Origin of the sequence: Kitasatospora sp. NPDC008050, assembly GCF_042957465.1 — a bacterium.
In the GTDB taxonomy this organism is placed as follows: domain Bacteria; phylum Actinomycetota; class Actinomycetes; order Streptomycetales; family Streptomycetaceae; genus Kitasatospora.
Map to the genome: position 1 here is coordinate 104823 of NZ_JBIBIJ010000015.1, position 14572 is coordinate 119394.

Annotated in this window: 14 protein-coding genes and 1 tRNA gene; 10 read left to right on the top strand and 5 right to left on the bottom strand. The window is 73.0% G+C overall.

The features are described 5' to 3' along the window. Positions 1 to 4 precede the first annotated feature (4 nt). Positions 5 to 86: transfer RNA gene (locus ACFZB9_RS26235), tRNA-Leu, on the bottom strand. A 471-nt stretch (positions 87 to 557) separates the two neighbouring features. Between ACFZB9_RS26235 and ACFZB9_RS26240 the strand changes: the two genes are divergently transcribed. Next, positions 558 to 2906, top strand: a complete 2349-nt coding sequence (locus ACFZB9_RS26240) for a chitinase C-terminal domain-containing protein (protein ID WP_391451207.1) — start codon at positions 558 to 560, stop codon at positions 2904 to 2906. A 123-nt stretch (positions 2907 to 3029) separates the two neighbouring features. On the opposite strand, the gene bcp is transcribed toward ACFZB9_RS26240, so the two are convergent. Then, a complete protein-coding gene (gene bcp, locus ACFZB9_RS26245) occupies positions 3030 to 3503 on the bottom strand; it encodes a thioredoxin-dependent thiol peroxidase (RefSeq protein WP_391451041.1) in 474 nt (157 codons plus the stop codon). 123 nt (positions 3504 to 3626) lie between these two features. Here bcp and ACFZB9_RS26250 point away from each other — a divergent pair, with 123 nt between their 5' ends. The 9 genes from ACFZB9_RS26250 to ACFZB9_RS26290 all read left to right on the top strand — a co-directional run bounded on the left by ACFZB9_RS26250 (position 3627) and on the right by ACFZB9_RS26290 (position 11995). Further along, positions 3627 to 3998, top strand: coding sequence for a DUF3618 domain-containing protein (locus ACFZB9_RS26250; protein ID WP_391451043.1), 372 nt, complete (start codon positions 3627 to 3629; stop codon positions 3996 to 3998). A gap of 181 nt (positions 3999 to 4179) precedes the next feature. Further along, positions 4180 to 4482, top strand: a complete 303-nt coding sequence (locus ACFZB9_RS26255; protein WP_327071563.1) for a co-chaperone GroES — start codon at positions 4180 to 4182, stop codon at positions 4480 to 4482. A gap of 170 nt (positions 4483 to 4652) precedes the next feature. Continuing rightward, positions 4653 to 5126, top strand: coding sequence for a hypothetical protein (locus tag ACFZB9_RS26260; RefSeq protein ID WP_391451045.1), 474 nt, complete (start codon positions 4653 to 4655; stop codon positions 5124 to 5126). 275 nt (positions 5127 to 5401) lie between these two features. After that, a complete protein-coding gene (locus tag ACFZB9_RS26265; RefSeq protein ID WP_391451047.1) occupies positions 5402 to 6226 on the top strand; it encodes an ABC transporter permease in 825 nt (274 codons plus the stop codon). Then, positions 6219 to 7046: an ABC transporter permease gene (locus tag ACFZB9_RS26270; RefSeq protein WP_391451049.1), complete on the top strand. Its 828-nt coding sequence runs from the start codon at positions 6219 to 6221 to the stop codon at positions 7044 to 7046. Before ACFZB9_RS26265 ends, ACFZB9_RS26270 begins: the two co-directional genes overlap by 8 nt. A 38-nt stretch (positions 7047 to 7084) precedes the next feature. After that, positions 7085 to 8041: an ATP-binding cassette domain-containing protein gene (locus ACFZB9_RS26275; RefSeq protein ID WP_391451051.1), complete on the top strand. Its 957-nt coding sequence runs from the start codon at positions 7085 to 7087 to the stop codon at positions 8039 to 8041. 55 nt (positions 8042 to 8096) lie between these two features. Beyond that, positions 8097 to 9431: a hypothetical protein gene (locus tag ACFZB9_RS26280; RefSeq protein WP_391451053.1), complete on the top strand. Its 1335-nt coding sequence runs from the start codon at positions 8097 to 8099 to the stop codon at positions 9429 to 9431. A gap of 156 nt (positions 9432 to 9587) precedes the next feature. After that, positions 9588 to 10886, top strand: coding sequence for a DUF445 domain-containing protein (locus ACFZB9_RS26285; protein WP_391451055.1), 1299 nt, complete (start codon positions 9588 to 9590; stop codon positions 10884 to 10886). A gap of 68 nt (positions 10887 to 10954) precedes the next feature. Continuing rightward, positions 10955 to 11995 (top strand): adenosine deaminase, encoded by a 1041-nt coding sequence (locus tag ACFZB9_RS26290; RefSeq protein ID WP_391451057.1) that lies wholly within the window; start codon positions 10955 to 10957, stop codon positions 11993 to 11995. On the opposite strand, the gene ACFZB9_RS26295 is transcribed toward ACFZB9_RS26290, so the two are convergent. The 3 genes from ACFZB9_RS26295 to ACFZB9_RS26305 form a co-directional block, all read right to left on the bottom strand. Further along, entirely contained in the window at positions 11968 to 12819 is an 852-nt protein-coding gene (locus ACFZB9_RS26295) for a YidC/Oxa1 family membrane protein insertase (RefSeq protein ID WP_391451059.1), read from the bottom strand. The two genes, ACFZB9_RS26290 and ACFZB9_RS26295, sit on opposite strands and share 28 nt — an antisense overlap. 136 nt (positions 12820 to 12955) lie before the next feature. Next, positions 12956 to 13252 carry a DUF6412 domain-containing protein gene (locus ACFZB9_RS26300; protein ID WP_391451062.1) on the bottom strand — a complete coding sequence of 99 codons (297 nt, stop codon included), beginning with the start codon at positions 13250 to 13252 and terminating at the stop codon, positions 12956 to 12958. A 120-nt stretch (positions 13253 to 13372) separates the two neighbouring features. Further along, a complete protein-coding gene (locus ACFZB9_RS26305; protein ID WP_391451064.1) occupies positions 13373 to 14443 on the bottom strand; it encodes a Gfo/Idh/MocA family oxidoreductase in 1071 nt (356 codons plus the stop codon). Positions 14444 to 14572: the final 129 nt, after the last annotated feature.

The window sequence follows — 14572 nt, forward strand, 5'->3', positions numbered from 1 at the left end:
CAAGTGCGGCCGAAGGGATTCGAACCCTCAAGCCCTCACGGGCCAGCGGACCTAAACCGCTTGCGTCGCCATTGCGCCACGGCCGCAGGAACTGCTGCGGCCCATGGTACTTGGGTCCGGCGGGTTGGTCACACCGCGTCGGGAGAGCCGGCGACGCCATGCTCCTCCTGTGACGGCAGGAGAGTCACGGGTTGTCAGGAAAGCGGATGAGAGGGTGATGAGAATCACCGATCTCATCTTCCGGTCATTGACAATCGGTTGGTCCAGACCTATTGACCCGTATGGTCCAGACCACATAGGTTCGGCGCCACCCTGCAGCGTGGCAGTCGGTCCCGGAACGACCGGGTGTCACCTGGGGTTTGTCCGAAGACCTCCCCCACGCGCGCGCCGCCCACACGGCGCGCAGCCGGCACTCTCTCCTGGAGGACCGAGTGTTGATCCGCAATGAGGCGGCGCAGCGTCCCGCCGCTGACGGCCGCCGATCCTTGAGTGGCCGGGCCGCCGGTCGACGGGTGGCGTTCGTGGCCGGCTCGGCGGCGGTGCTGGCCGGGCTGCTGATGAGCACGCTCGGGCTGGCGCCCTCGTCGGCCTCGGCGAGTGCGGCTGTCGTCGACAACCAGGCCTGCCGTCCGGACGGGATGTACACCACGCCGGGCGTCGATGTGCCCTACTGCAACGTCTATGACAGCGCGGGCCGCGAGAAGATGGGCGCGGACCACCAGCGTCGCGTCATCGGATACTTCACCGGCTGGCGGACGGGCAAGGACGGGACGGCCCCCTACCTGGTGAACAACATCCCCTGGGACAAGGTGACGCACCTCAACTACGCCTTCGGGCACGTGGGGAGCGACAACAGGATCTCGGTGGGCGCCGACGGTCCGAACAACGCCGCCACCGGGATGACCTTCCCCGGGGTGTCGGGCGCCGAGATGGACCCGACGCTGCCGTACCAGGGCCACTTCAACCTGCTGACCAAGTTCAAGAAGCAGTACCCGAACGTCAAGACCATGATCTCGGTGGGCGGTTGGGCCGAGACCGGCGGCTACTTCGACGACTCGGGCAACCGGGTCGGCTCCGGTGGCTTCTACTCGATGACGGTCAACGCGGACGGCAGCGTCAACCAGGCCGGGATCAACACCTTCGCCGACTCGGCGGTGGGGTTCATCGAGAAGTACGGCTTCAACGGCGTCGACCTCGACTACGAGTACCCGACCTCGATGAACAACGCGGGCAACCCGCTGGACTGGACGACCGCCAACGCCAAGCGCGGCTCGCTGATGCAGGGGTACGCGGCGCTGCTGAAGACCATGCGGCAGAAGCTGGACGCGGCCAGCGCGGCGGACGGCAAGTACTACCTGCTGTCGGTGGCGGCGCCCTCCTCCGGCTACCTGCTGCGTGGCATGGAGACCTTCCAGGTCACCCAGTACCTGGACTACGTCAACATCATGTCCTACGACCTGCACGGCGCCTGGAACCAGTACGTCGGCCCGAACGCCTCGCTCTTCGACGACGGCACCGACGCCGAGCTCAAGTCCGCCAATGTGTACGGCACTTCGCAGTACGGCGGGATCGGCTACCTGAACGGCGACTGGGCCTACCACTACTTCCGCGGCTCGATGCCGGCCGGCCGGATCAACCTCGGACTGCCGTACTACACCCGGGGGTTCAAGAACGTCACCGGTGGGACCAACGGGCTGTGGGGTACCGCCTCGACCACCAACTGCCCGGCCGGGGCGGGGCTGACGACCTGTGGTGACGGCGCCGTCGGCATCGACAACCTCTGGCACGACCTGGACGCCAACGGCAAGGAGGCCCCGGCGGGCTCCAACCCGATGTGGCACGCGATGAACCTGCAGAACGGGATCCTGCCGGACTACCTGTCCAAGTACGGGATCGGCGACACCTCGCTGACCGGGACCTACAGCCGCAACTACAGCTCCTCGCTGGTGGCGCCGTGGCTGTGGAACTCGGCCAAGAACGTCTTCCTGTCCACCGAGGACGAGCAGTCGGTCAACGCCAAGGCGGACTACCTGGTCAACCAGGGCGCGGGCGGCGCGATGATCTGGGAGCTGGCCGGCGACTACGCCTTCGACCCCACCGCGAACGGCGGCAAGGGCGAGTACGTCGCGGGCTCGACCCTGACCACCGACCTGTACAACAAGTTCAAGTCGGCCTCGCCGTACGGCGCGACCCGGGCCACCACCCCGATGCCCGTGCAGACCCTGCCGATCGACGTGTCGTTCACCAACTTCGCGCTGGGCGACAACAATTACCCGATCAATCCGAAGATCCACATCGCGAACAACTCGACGGTGACACTGCCGGGCGGGACCGAGTTCCAGTTCGACTACGCCAACTCGGCGCCGGGCAACGCGCATGACCAGTCGGGCTTCAACGCAGCGGTGATCCGCCAGGACAACCCCGGACCGGGGAACGTCGGCGGGCTGAAGGGGACGTACAACCGGGTCTCGCTGAAGCTGCCGGCCTGGCAGTCGCTGGCCCCGGGGGCCTCGGTGGACGTGGACTTCGTCTACTACCTGCCCACCACGACGCCGTCCAACTGGACGGTGAACGTGGGCGGGACGCTGTACGGGATCACGGGGGACCACGCGCGCGGCACGGTGTCGGGTGGCGGTACGCCGACTCCCACGCCGACGCCGACACCGACTCCCACCCCGACGCCGACTCCCACCCCGACTCCCACTCCGACTCCCGCGCCGACACCGACCCCGACGCCCAGCGCCTGTTCGGCCGCGTCGAGTTGGGATGCCGGTACGACCTACGCGACGACCGGCACGAAGGTGTCCTGGAACGGTCACTACTACGCGAACCAGTGGTGGACCAAGGGCGACAACCCCACGGCCGGTGGCTCCTGGGGCGTCTGGCGCGACCTCGGCCCCTGCTGACCGGTCCGACCGACCAGGCCGACCGACCGATCAGGCCGACCGACCGATCAGGCCGGCCCATGAAACACCGGAGCGGTGGCGCTACCCCCAGCCGGGGTACCGCCACCGCTCCCGTGTCTCGGGTCAGGCCTCGACCTTGAGGTCGCGCAGCAACTTGGCGACGTGGCCGGTGGCCTTGACGTTGTACAGCGCGCGCTCGACCTTGCCCTGCTCGTCGACGATCACGGTGGAGCGGATCACGCCCACCACCGTCTTGCCGTAGAGGGACTTCTCGCCGTACGCCCCGTAGGCCGTGAGGACGGACTTGTCCACGTCGGACAGCAGGGTGACCTTGAGGTCCTCGGTCTCGCGGAACTTGCCGAGCTTCTCGGGCTTGTCCGGCGAGATGCCGATGACGTCGTACCCGGCGCCGGCGAAGACCTCCAGGTTGTCGGTGAAGTCGCAGGCCTGGGTGGTGCAGCCCGGGGTCAGCGCCGCCGGGTAGAAGTAGACGATCACCTTGCGGCCGAGGTGGTCCGCGAGGGACACCTGCTTGCCGTCGGCGTCGGGCAGGGAGAAGGCGGGGGCGATGTCCCCGGCCTGGAGACGCTCAGTCACGGTTGATCTCCTGTGCTGGACTAGGTGGTCGTGCCATCGGCAAACCTACCTCTGATGGTGGGTGGGACTGCGCGCCCCGGCGGGGGAGCTGACAGACTGAGCGGGAGCAGACCGTGACGCGAGGTGAGTGAGGTGGCCCGGGTGGGCAAGGGGAAGACAAAGGACGCGGCGCGGGACGACGCGGGGCGGACCACCGCCGAGATCGAGGCGAACATCGCCCGTACCCGCACGCAGCTGGCGGACACGCTGGACGAGCTGGCCATGCGGGTGCACCCGACCACCGTGGCCGCCCAGGTCCGGGCGAAGGCGCTGGCCGCGGTGGAGCAGCGGGCCGGGCGGCTCTACGTCGGCGCGAGCCGGGGCGTGGAGCAGCTGAAGGCGCAGTTCGTGGACGAGAAGGGGCAGCCGCGCAAGGAGCGGATCGTGCCGGCGGTGCTGGTCGGCGGCGGCGTGCTGCTGCTGGTCGCCTCGGCGCGCAAGCGCAAGCGCGACTGACACGACCGACGCGACCGACCGGGACGGATCGTGGGCCAGCGCCCCGGCGCGGGCCCACGCCAGGTACCGTCTGGGCGTGAGCGCGAACGACGAGCAGAGCAAGCAGGCCGAGCAGCCGGTGTCCACCGGGCTGCCCGAACACGGCCGACACGACCGGCTGGGCGAGAAGCTGCCGATCCGGATGCTGCATGACCGGGTGCTGGTCCGCACCGAAGGCGGGGAGGGCGAGCGCCGCTCGACCGGCGGGATCCTGATCCCCGCCACGGCCGAGCTGAGCAAGAGGTGCACCTGGGCGGAGGCGGTCGCGGTGGGCCAGTCCGTCCGTGCGGTGGAGCCCGGGGACCGGGTGCTGTACGACCCCGAGGACAAGCTGGAGGTCGAGGTGCGCGGCGCGACCTATGTGCTGCTGCGCGAGCGCGATCTGCATGCGGTGGCCGCCGAGCGGCTGAAGGACTCGGAGGGGTCGACGGGGCTGTACCTGTAGGACCGCCGGTGCCGTTGGCACGTCGAGGGCCCCCACCTGGCACCAGGTGGGGGCCCTCCTCGTTCGGGCTAGGCGGGGTGGCTGGGGTGGGTCGGCTGGCTCACCGTGTGGAGTGCGGCGGATGCGTTCCGTCGTGACTCCCCGAGCCCCTGGAACAGGAGAAGTACCTCATGCGTGCCCTTTGGACGGCTGCCGCGCTCACCGCGGCGATGAGCCTCACCTCGGTCGGCGCCGCGGCCGCGGCCGTCCCCGCCCGGGACCCCGATGCGCTGCAGGTGGTGGCGGCGCACCTGGCCTCGCTGCCGATGCCGGCCCTGCCCGAGCGGCCGGCGGACGCGACGCCCGCCGTGCCGATCACCGTGCCGACCAGCCTGCCGTCCCTGCCGTCCCTGCCGACGCTGCCGGCCGTGCCGACCACCCTGCCGGGCCTCGGTGCGGTGACCGCGTTGCTCAGCTCCCTGCTGAGTACGATCACCAACCTGCTGGCCAGCCTCGGGATCCCGATCACCCTGCCCACTGTGCCCGCCTTGTCACCCGCCGACCCGGCCGCCCTCCAGCAGACGGTGAACGGCCTGCAGCGGGCCGCCGACCAGCTGACCGCGGCGACCTCGGCCGCCAAGGCGGGCGGCGCGCACGCACGCTGACGCCGCTCCGCCCCTGATGCCCCCGGTGCCAGGCCACGCCGCGCCGGGGGCATCGGCGCGTCCGGGTGAGTCCGCGGAAAAACACCTGCCGTCGCCGGGGCGGGCCGCTACCGTGGTCTGACACAACCTCAGATCTGCCACCAGCCCCGAACGAGGCCCCGGACCCCCGGGTGTCCATCGATCGGGGCTCTTGGGCGCGGCCCGGCGCCGGGCCGCGCCGCCCTGTTCGCGTGCGGAGTGGCAGCTTCGCCAAAAAGTCGACAAGGAGATATTTGATGGACACGTCGGCCGGGCTCTACCTGGCCATCGCACGCGGCGGGTTCCGCCGGTACTCCACCTACCGGGTGGCGACGCTGGCGGGGGCCTTCACCAACACGGTCTTCGGCTTCATCCTGGCCGCCACCTTCCTGGCGCTGTGGCGGGCCAAGCCGGGCCTGGGCGGCTACGGCACCGGACAGGCCGTCACCTACATCTGGGTCAGCCAGGCCCTGCTGGTGACCGTCGCGGCCTGGGGCGGCGGGTTCCAGGACGACATCCAGGCGCGCTTTCGCACCGGCGACATCGCCGTCGACCTGTACCGCCCGGTGGACTTCCTCGGCTGGTGGCTGGCCGCCGAACTGGGCCGGGCGGCCTTTCAGCTGCTCACCCGCGGGGTCGTCCCGCTGGCCGTCGGGGTGCTGGCCGGGCAGGCCGTGCTGCCGCGCTCGGTGCTGACCTGGCCGGTCTTCCTGCTCTCGGTGCTGCTCGCCGTGCTGGTCAGCTTCGGGCTGCGGTTCCTGGTCTCGGTGGCCGCCTTCTGGCTGCACGACGCGGACGGGCTGCGCGCCCTGATGCTGGTGGTCTCGATGTTCATGTCCGGGATGCTGCTGCCGCTCACCCTCTTCCCCGAGGGCCTGCGCCAGGCGGCCCAGGCGCTGCCCTGGTCGGCCATCATCCAGGTGCCCTGCGACGTCTTCCTGGAGCGCTACGGCGACCGGCCGCTGACCGGGCGGGTGCTCGGCGAGCTGGGGTTCCAGCTGCTCTGGGCCGTGCTGCTGCTCGCGGCCGGGCGCCTCGCGCAGGCGCTGGCCACCCGCAGGGTGGTGGTCCAGGGTGGCTGACTCCCTCGTCGCGCGGGCGCGCTGGGCGGCCACCTCCTGGCGGCTGGCGGCCGCCATGTGGATGCGCGCCGCGCTCTCCTACCGCACCTCCTTCGTGCTGACCTCGCTGGGCAGCCTGGCCATCAGCGGCCTGGACTTCGTGGTGCTGATCCTGATGCTGCGGCACACCGGCCGGCTCGGCGGCTGGACGCTGCCCGAGATCGGCCTGCTCTACGGCACCTCGGGCTTCTCGCTGGGCGTCGCCGACCTGCTGATCGGCTCGGTGGACGGGCTGGGCGAGCGGATCCGTTCCGGCGAGCTGGACGTGCTGCTGATCCGGCCGGCCCCCGCGCTCTCCATGGTCTGCGCCGAGCGCTTCACCCTGCGCCGGCTGGCGCGTCCGCTGCAGGCGCTGGCGGTGCTCGGCTGGTCGCTCGGCGAGCTGCCGCTGCACTGGACCCCGGGGCGGATCCTGCTGCTGCCCGTCCTGCTGATCAGCGGCACGATGATCTTCGCGGCGATCTTCGTGGCCGGCGCGGCCGTGCAGTTCTGGTGGGGCGAGAGCCGGGAGTTCCAGAACGCCTTCACCTACGGCGGTGCCAGTCTGCTCAGCCACCCGCCGGGCATCTACGCCAGGAAGCTGCTCGCCGGGGCGACCTTCGGCATCCCGCTGGCCTTCGTCAACTGGCTGCCGCTGCTCTACCTGCTGGGCCGCCCGGACCCGCTCGGTCTGCCGCCGGTCCTCGGCCTGGCCTCGCCGCTGGCGGCCGCGCTCAGCGTGCTCGCCGCCGCGCTGGCCTGGCGGGCCGGGCTGCGCGCCTACCGCGGCACCGGCAGCTGAATCTCCGTCATCTCCACTTCGCCACCAGGGAGTCAATCATGAGTCTGATCGAACTCGACGACGTGTCAAGGACCTTCAGCATCCGGACCAGGACCGGCCGACTGCGCCGGGAGCGGCGCGAGGTGCGCGCGGTGGACGGGCTGAGTTTCACCGTGGCGGCCGGCGAGTGCGTCGGCTACATCGGGCCGAACGGCGCCGGCAAGTCGACCACCATCAAGATGCTCACCGGGATCCTGGTGCCGACCTCTGGCCGGCTGCGGGTGGCGGGGGTCGACCCGGCCCGCGACCGGGTCGCACTGGCCCGCCGGATCGGGGTGGTCTTCGGCCAGCGCACCACGCTCTGGTGGGACCTGCCGCTGCGCGACTCCTACGAGCTGGCCCGTCGGCTCTACCGGATCCCACCCCCTCGATACCGGGCCAACCTGGCCCGCTGCGTCGAACTGCTCCAGCTGGGCGACCTGTTGGACACCCCGGTGCGCCAGCTCTCGCTCGGCCAGCGGATGCGCGGCGACCTGGCGGCAGCACTGCTGCACGACCCGCAGGTGCTCTACCTGGACGAGCCGACCATCGGCCTGGACGTGGTCAGCAAGGCCCGGGTGCGCGAGTTCCTGCGGGAGATCAACGAGAGCGGCACCACCGTGCTGCTGACCACCCACGACCTGACCGACATCGAGCAGTTGTGCGGGCGGGTGATGGTCATCGACCACGGCCGGGTGGTCTACGACGGCGATCTGCCGGGGCTGCACGCGACCGGCGAGAGCGAGCGGGTCCTGGTGGTCGACCTGGCCAGGGAGGTGGCGCCGATCGAGGTGCCCGGTGCGCGGGTGGTCAAGGTGGAGGGCAGCCGGCAGTGGCTGGCCTTCCCGGCCCAGCGCAGCGCGGCGCCGATCGTGGCGGCGGTCGCCGAGCGCTGTCCGCTGCTCGATCTTTCGGTGCGGGAACCGGCGATCGAGGACGTGATCGCGCGGATGTACGCGGAGGTCGCGATCGGCTGAACGGGCGTGACCCGGGCGGGGCGGCGGCGGTTGAGTCCTGCGGCGAGGTGATGGTGTGACGGGCAGTGCGCGGGCGGGCGGGGGCGACGGCACCCCGGTGCCGGAGGTGACCGTGCTGCTGCCCGTCCACCATGCGCCGCCCGTCCGGGAGGCGGTGCTGGCGGCGCTGCTGGCGCAGTCGATCCGGCGCCGGCGGCCCGGTGCGCTGGAGGTGCTGGCCGTCGTCGAGTCCGCCGACGGCCCGGTCGGCTCGGCCGACTCCGCCGATGCGCGCAGCACCGGCGCCCGGCTGCGCGGCTGGGCCGAGCGGCACCCCGAGCTGGTCCGGCTGGTCGAGCCGGCGGCGGCCGGTCGGCTGCCCGAGCTGGCCCGCGGGCGCTACCTGCTCCTGCTGGGCGCCGAGGAGTGTCCCGGCGCCCAGACCCTGGAGCGCCTGGTGGCGCTGGCCGACCGGACCCGCGCCGACGTGGTGCTCGGGCGGCGGGCGCGGGACCGGCGGGCGATCTTCGACCGGTCCTGGACCCGGGTCGAGGCGGTGGACTGCGTGCTCTCCGGGGCGCTCGGCGCCGCCGCACTGCTGCGGCGCGAGCTGCTGGCCGGCGCCGGGCTGCGCCCGCGGCTGGAGCTCGGGGAGCACGCGGCCCGACCCCTCACCCTGGCGGCCGCGCTGAGCTCGCGGCGGATCGCGGTGCTGGGCGGGGAGGACTGCCTGGTCGCGGCCGAGCCGGACGAGGGCGGGTACGGGGGCGGGGACAAGGGCGGGGACGGGGAAAGGGACGAGGAGCGGGAGCCGGAGGCGGGCGCACCGGCGGGGGCGGGGGCGGCCGGCCCGGTGGCCGGCGCCGTGCGGTCGCGGCACGAGGAGTGGCTGCGCGGGGTGGCCGCGCTGGTGGAGGTGGTGCAGCAACTGGCCGAGCCCGGGGTGGAGCTGGCGGTGCTGCTGGACTGGGTGTTCGGCTGGGAGTTGCCCCAGCTGCTCCGCACCGACTTCCTGACCTTGGAGGTCGGTGCGCAGCGGCGGCTGTGCGCCGGGGTGGGCCGGCTGGTCGAGCGGCACTGTCCGCCGGTGCGGCTGCAGGCGGTGGCCGCCCGGGACCGGCTGCGCCTCGAACTGGCCTGCCGGGGCCGGGTGGCGGCGCTGCGCCGATTGATCCGCTATCAGGCGGCCTACGGCGAGCCGGCCATGCACCTGGTCACGGGGGAGCGGGTGGCGCAGCCGGTCCCGGTGGTCGGCCCGGCGGTCTCCTCGGCAGCGGGGGCCGGGCCGATGGAGCCCGCGCTGGTGGTGCAGGTGTGGCGCGGGCTGGTACCGGCCCAGCTGCGGCGCCGGCTGCGGCGGCGGCCCGCCTGGCGCGGCTTCGTCGACCGGGCCTACGCGCGCTGGGGCTGAGCGGGCGGCCGGTCCCCGTAGCGCCGTACCCGGAGCGGCCGGTGCCAGGAGGGGCGGCACCAGGAGGGGTCGGCCCGGCCCGCTCGGTGAGAGCTCAGGGAGAGGTCAGGGACGGGAGAACGCCTGATCGGCCCGTCGATCGGTGACACTGGTCGGGTGGAGAGCGAGAAGACCGCGCAGGCGGCCGGAGCGGGCGTCCGGTTCACCGAGGCGGACGAGGAGAAGCGCCGCGGCGTGCGCCGGATGAAGGCGATCGCGACCGGGTTCCTGGCCGTGGCCACGCTGGTCTACGCCCTGTCCACCTGGGCTGGCGCGGCCGGCTGGGGCAGCTGGACCGGCTATGTCTCGGCCGCCGCCGAGGCCGGCATGGTCGGCGCGCTGGCCGACTGGTTCGCCGTCACCGCGCTCTTCCGGCGCCCGTTCGGCCTGCCGATCCCGCACACCGCGATCATCCCCACCAAGAAGGACGCCTTCGGCCGCTCGCTGGGCCAGTTCGTCGGCGAGAACTTCCTCTCCGCGCAGGTGGTGCGCAGCCGGCTGGCCGCGCTCGGCATCGCCCGCCGGCTCGGCGAGTGGCTCGCCGTGCCCGCCAACGCCGACCGGGTCACCACCGAGGCGGCGGCCGCGCTGCGCGGGGTGCTCGCGGTGCTGCGCGACGAGGACGTGCAGGCGGTGGTCGGCGAGGCGATCAGCCGGCGGGCGGCCGCCACCCAGGTCGCCGAGCCGATCGGCCGGCTGCTCGGCAAGGTCGTCGCCGACGGCGGCCACCACGGCGTGGTCGACCTGGTCGCCGTCCGGGCGCACGACTGGCTGAGCGAGCACCACGGGGACGTGGTTTCGAAGGTGGCCATAAAGTCGCCGGGCTGGACGCCCAAGTTCATCGACCATCAGGTCGGCGAGCGGGTCTACAAGGAGCTGATGCGCTTCGTCACGGCGATCCGTGACGACCCGCACCACCCGGCCCGGGGCGCGATCGACACCTTCCTCGCCGACTTCGCGGTGGAGCTGCAGACCGATGCCGCCACCCAGGCCAGGGTCGAGCGGGCCAAGGCCGAACTGCTGGCCCGCGACGAGGTGCAGGAGCTGATCGCCTCCTCCTGGAGCGCGGTGCGCACCCTGGTGCTGAGCGCCGCCGAGGACGAGCAGAGCGAGCTGCGCCGCCGGATCCGCACGGGGATCGGTTCGTTCGGGCAGCGGCTGGCCACCGACGAGCGGCTGCAGCGCAAGACCGACGGCTGGCTGCAGGACGCGGCGCAGTACGTGGTGGAGACCTACCGGTCCGAGATCACCTCGCTGATCTCGGACACCGTGGCAGGCTGGGACGCCGACGACGCCTCGCGCAAGATCGAGGCCAACGTCGGGCGTGACCTGCAGTTCATCCGGATCAACGGCACGGTGGTCGGCGCCCTGGCCGGCCTGCTGATCCACACCGTGGCCACCGCGCTGGGCGGGTAGGCTGGGGCGGCGCCCGGCATGTCATGATGCGAAGTCTGTCTAGCCGGACGACCAAGGAGAAGACGAGCATGTCTCGAGGGATCGAAGGGATCCAGGCGTTCATCGCCGGGCTGCCCAAGGCGGAGCTGCACGTGCACCACGTGGGTTCGGCCTCGCCGCGCGTGGTGGCGGAGCTGGCCGCCCGCTACGAGGGCCGCAGCCAGGTGCCGGCGGATCCCGAGGCACTGGCGGAGTACTTCACCTTCACCGACTTCGCGCACTTCATCCAGGTCTACCTCTCGGTGGTCGACCTGGTCCGTGACGCCGAGGACGTGCGCACGCTCACCTACGGCGTGGCCCAGGACATGGCCCGCCAGCAGATCCGCTACGCGGAGCTGACCGTCACGCCGTACAGCTCGGTCCGCCGGGGCATCCCGGACGTGGCGTTCATGGAGGCCATCGAGGACGCCCGCAAGTGCGCCGAGCGGGACTTCGGCGTGGTGCTGCGCTGGTGCTTCGACATCCCGGGCGAGGCGGGTCTGGCTTCGGCGGAGGAGACCGCGCGGCTCGCCCTGGAGGTGGGCGCCGAGGGGCTGGTCAGCTTCGGTCTCGGCGGGCCCGAGATCGGGGTGCCGCGGCCGCAGTTCAAGCCGTACTTCGACCGGGCCAGGGCGGCCGGCCTGCACAGCGTGCCGCACGCCGGGGAGTCCACCGGGCCGCAGACGGTCTGGGACGCGATCCGCGAGCTGGGCGCCGAGCGGATCGGGCACGGCACGCAGTCGTACCAGGACCCGGCGCTGATGGACTACCTCGGCGAGCACCGGATCCCGCTGGAGGTCTGCCCGACCTCCAACCTGGCGACCCGGGTGGTGGAGCGCCTGGAGGAGCACCCGATCAAGCGGTTCGTGGACGCGGGCCTGCTGGTCACCGTGAACAGCGACGACCCGCCGATGTTCGGCACCGACCTGAACACCGAGTACGCGGTCGCCGCGCAGCTGCTCGGGCTGGACGAGGCCGGGGTGGCCGCCCTGGCCAAGAACGCGGTGACGGCCTCGTTCCTGGACCAGAGCGGCAAGCAGCGGATCAGCGGCGAGATCGACGCCTACCTCGCGGGCTGGGAGCGCCGCTGACGGGACGGCTTGCCCGCGGGCCGGGGCGCGGCGACGGCCGCGGCCCGGCCCGTGCGCTTGCCGGTGCGCCGGGGTGCGGCCGGGGATGCGGTCCGGGGCGCGGGCAGGGCGGGTGCCTCGGCCGGGGCGGTCGGCGCGTCGGGCGCCCCGGCGCCGCGGTGCAGCAGGGCGCGCTCGGCGGCGGTCCAGGCGCTGGTGGTCAGCAGGTAGAGCGCGGCCGCCAGCGGGACCAGGGCGGCGAACAGCACCGTGCCGAACGCCAGGTAGGGGGCGACGGCCGCGCCCGGAGCCTGCGGCGCGGCCTTGGCGGCGGCCTTGGCCCGCCGGAAGCCCACGTAGCCGACCGCGGCCAGCGCCGCGTAGAGCACGCCGAACACGGCGTACTGGCCCACCCCGTGCGCGGCGCCCAGGTGGGTGCCGAGCGGTACTCCGGCCAGCGTGTGCCCGAGCAGGTCGTTGTGGACGCCGTCCACGGTGGGCAGCGTGAAGAGGCGGTACATCACCGAGAAGAACGGGATCTGCACCAGCATCGGCAGGCAGCCCGCGAACGGTGAGGCCTGCTCCTCCCGGTACAGCTCCGCGAGCGCGGCCTGCAGTTGCTCGGGACGGCCCTTGTGCTTCTTGTTGAGCTCGGCGACCCGCGGTGCCAGGCGGGTGCGGCTCTTCTCGCCGCGCGCCGCGGCCCGGGCCAGCGGGTGCAGCGCCAGGCGCACGCAGATGGTGAAGAGCACGATCGCGGCCGCGGCCGGCACGACGTGGGCGAAGGCGCCGACCACGGTGTGGGCGAGGCCGATGGCGGGATCGAAGATCGAGAAGATGGACATGCGGGGAGGGCCCTCCGGCGTCTGACGGAATGTGAGACGGCGGACGGCCGCGCAGCGGGCGCGGCGGGACGTTCGGTGCCCGGACGTGGGCTACCGGCGGTGGGACGCGGGGAACGGGACGTGCGGTCCCGGGAGGCTACGCGGCCGCCAGGGCCGCGCCCGGTGCCCTGGGCCGGCGGCGGCCCCGGGCGTCCGGATCACGTTGTGGCAGGAAGGCGGTGCGCAGGGCGTGCCGTCGCAGGGTGCCGTCGCGCACCGCGTGCGGGGCGCGCGAGCCGAGCAGCCGGGTCAGCACGAAGCCGGCCGAGAGCACCCCGGCCAGCACCACCAGGGTGGCGGCCGTGGCCAGCGCGGTCAGGCCGGTGCTGCCGCCGGGCAGCAGGTCACCGGTCAGCACCCGGAGCATGCCGAGCAGCAGGACGAGCGGATGCACGACCGGACCTCCTCGGGGCTGTGGCGGTGACGCGGGAACACGCCTAGAGGCCGATGGTACGACAACCGGGGTCGGTCACCCAGGGCCGCTGTCCGGCGGTCGGCGGTTTTTCGGCGGCCGTCAGCGCAGCAGGACGGTGTTGCCGGTCGCGGCGCTCTGCCGGGCGGCCTCCAGCACGCTGAGGGTGGCCACGGCGTCCAGCGGGTCCACCGGGGGCGGGGTGCCGGTGGCCAGTGCGTGGGCCAGGTCCGCGTAGAAGGCGGGATAGTCGCCGGGGTCGGTGACCAGGGGTGTCGCGTGCTCGTCGGTGCCCAGGGTGCCGTGCCGGGCGGGGTCCTCGACGCCCCAGGGCCGGCCGTCGCCGGGGCGCCGGCCGGCCCGCAGGTCCGCCTCCTGCGGATCCAGGCCGTCCTTCACGTAGCCGGCGCGGTCGCCCAGCACCCGCAGCCGGGGACCGGCCAGCGGGGCGATCGCGCTGGTCCACAGGTGCGAGCGGACGCCGCCGGTGTGGCCGAGGGCGAGGAAGGCGTCGTCGTCGACGACCGCGCCGTCGCGCCGCACGTCGATCTCCGCGTAGACGGTGCTGACCGGGCCGAACAGGGTCAGCGCCTGGTCCACCAGGTGGCTGCCCAGGTCGTAGAGGGTGCCGCCGGCCTCGGCCGGGTCGGCCAGCTCGCGCCAGCCGGCCTTCGGCTTGGGCCGGAACCGCTCGAAGCGGGACTCGAAGCGGTGCACCCGTCCCAGCGCGCCGGCCTCGATCAACCGCCGGGCGGTGCGGAAGTCGTTGTCCCAGCGCCGGTTCTGGAAGACCGTCAGCAGCGCGCCGCGGGACTCGGCGAAGCCGCACAACGCGCGGGCCTCCTCCGCGGTGGTCGCCAGCGGCTTGTCCACCACGGTGGCCAGGCCCACGGTCAGCGCCGCCCGGGCCAGCGGCACGTGGGTGCGGTTGGGGGTGGCGACGACCACGACGTCGTACTCGGCGGCCTCGGCGAACAGCTGCTCGGGGGTGTCCAGCGCGCGGGCGTCCGGGTGCTCCTCGGCCAGCTTGGCGCGGCGCTCGGGGTTGGCCGTGACCACGGCCGTCAGGCTCAGGCCCGGGGTGGTGGCGATCAGCGGGGCGTGGAAGGCGGAGCCGGCCAGACCGTAGCCGATCAGGGCGACGCGGTACGGGGCGGGGGAAGCGGCGGTCATGCTCCTCACTCCACCACGTGGGCCCGGGTCCGGTGGGCGGGACGCGCTGCCGCGGCGCGGGTGGGCCGACTAGGCTTGGCCCCGTTGGGGCAGCCGGTGGCGCTCCGGCCGGCCGCCGACGTCCGGTCC

Coding starts and splice junctions, on each gene's coding strand:
- ACFZB9_RS26240 (WP_391451207.1), top strand. CDS start 558: ATGAGCACGCTCGGGCTGGCGCCCTCGTCGGCCTCGGCGAGTGCGGCT.
- ACFZB9_RS26255 (WP_327071563.1), top strand. CDS start 4,180: ATGCTGCATGACCGGGTGCTGGTCCGCACCGAAGGCGGGGAGGGCGAG.
- ACFZB9_RS26260 (WP_391451045.1), top strand. CDS start 4,653: ATGCGTGCCCTTTGGACGGCTGCCGCGCTCACCGCGGCGATGAGCCTC.
- ACFZB9_RS26265 (WP_391451047.1), top strand. CDS start 5,402: ATGGACACGTCGGCCGGGCTCTACCTGGCCATCGCACGCGGCGGGTTC.
- ACFZB9_RS26275 (WP_391451051.1), top strand. CDS start 7,085: ATGAGTCTGATCGAACTCGACGACGTGTCAAGGACCTTCAGCATCCGG.
- ACFZB9_RS26290 (WP_391451057.1), top strand. CDS start 10,955: ATGTCTCGAGGGATCGAAGGGATCCAGGCGTTCATCGCCGGGCTGCCC.
- ACFZB9_RS26295 (WP_391451059.1), bottom strand. CDS start 12,819: ATGTCCATCTTCTCGATCTTCGATCCCGCCATCGGCCTCGCCCACACC.
- ACFZB9_RS26305 (WP_391451064.1), bottom strand. CDS start 14,443: ATGACCGCCGCTTCCCCCGCCCCGTACCGCGTCGCCCTGATCGGCTAC.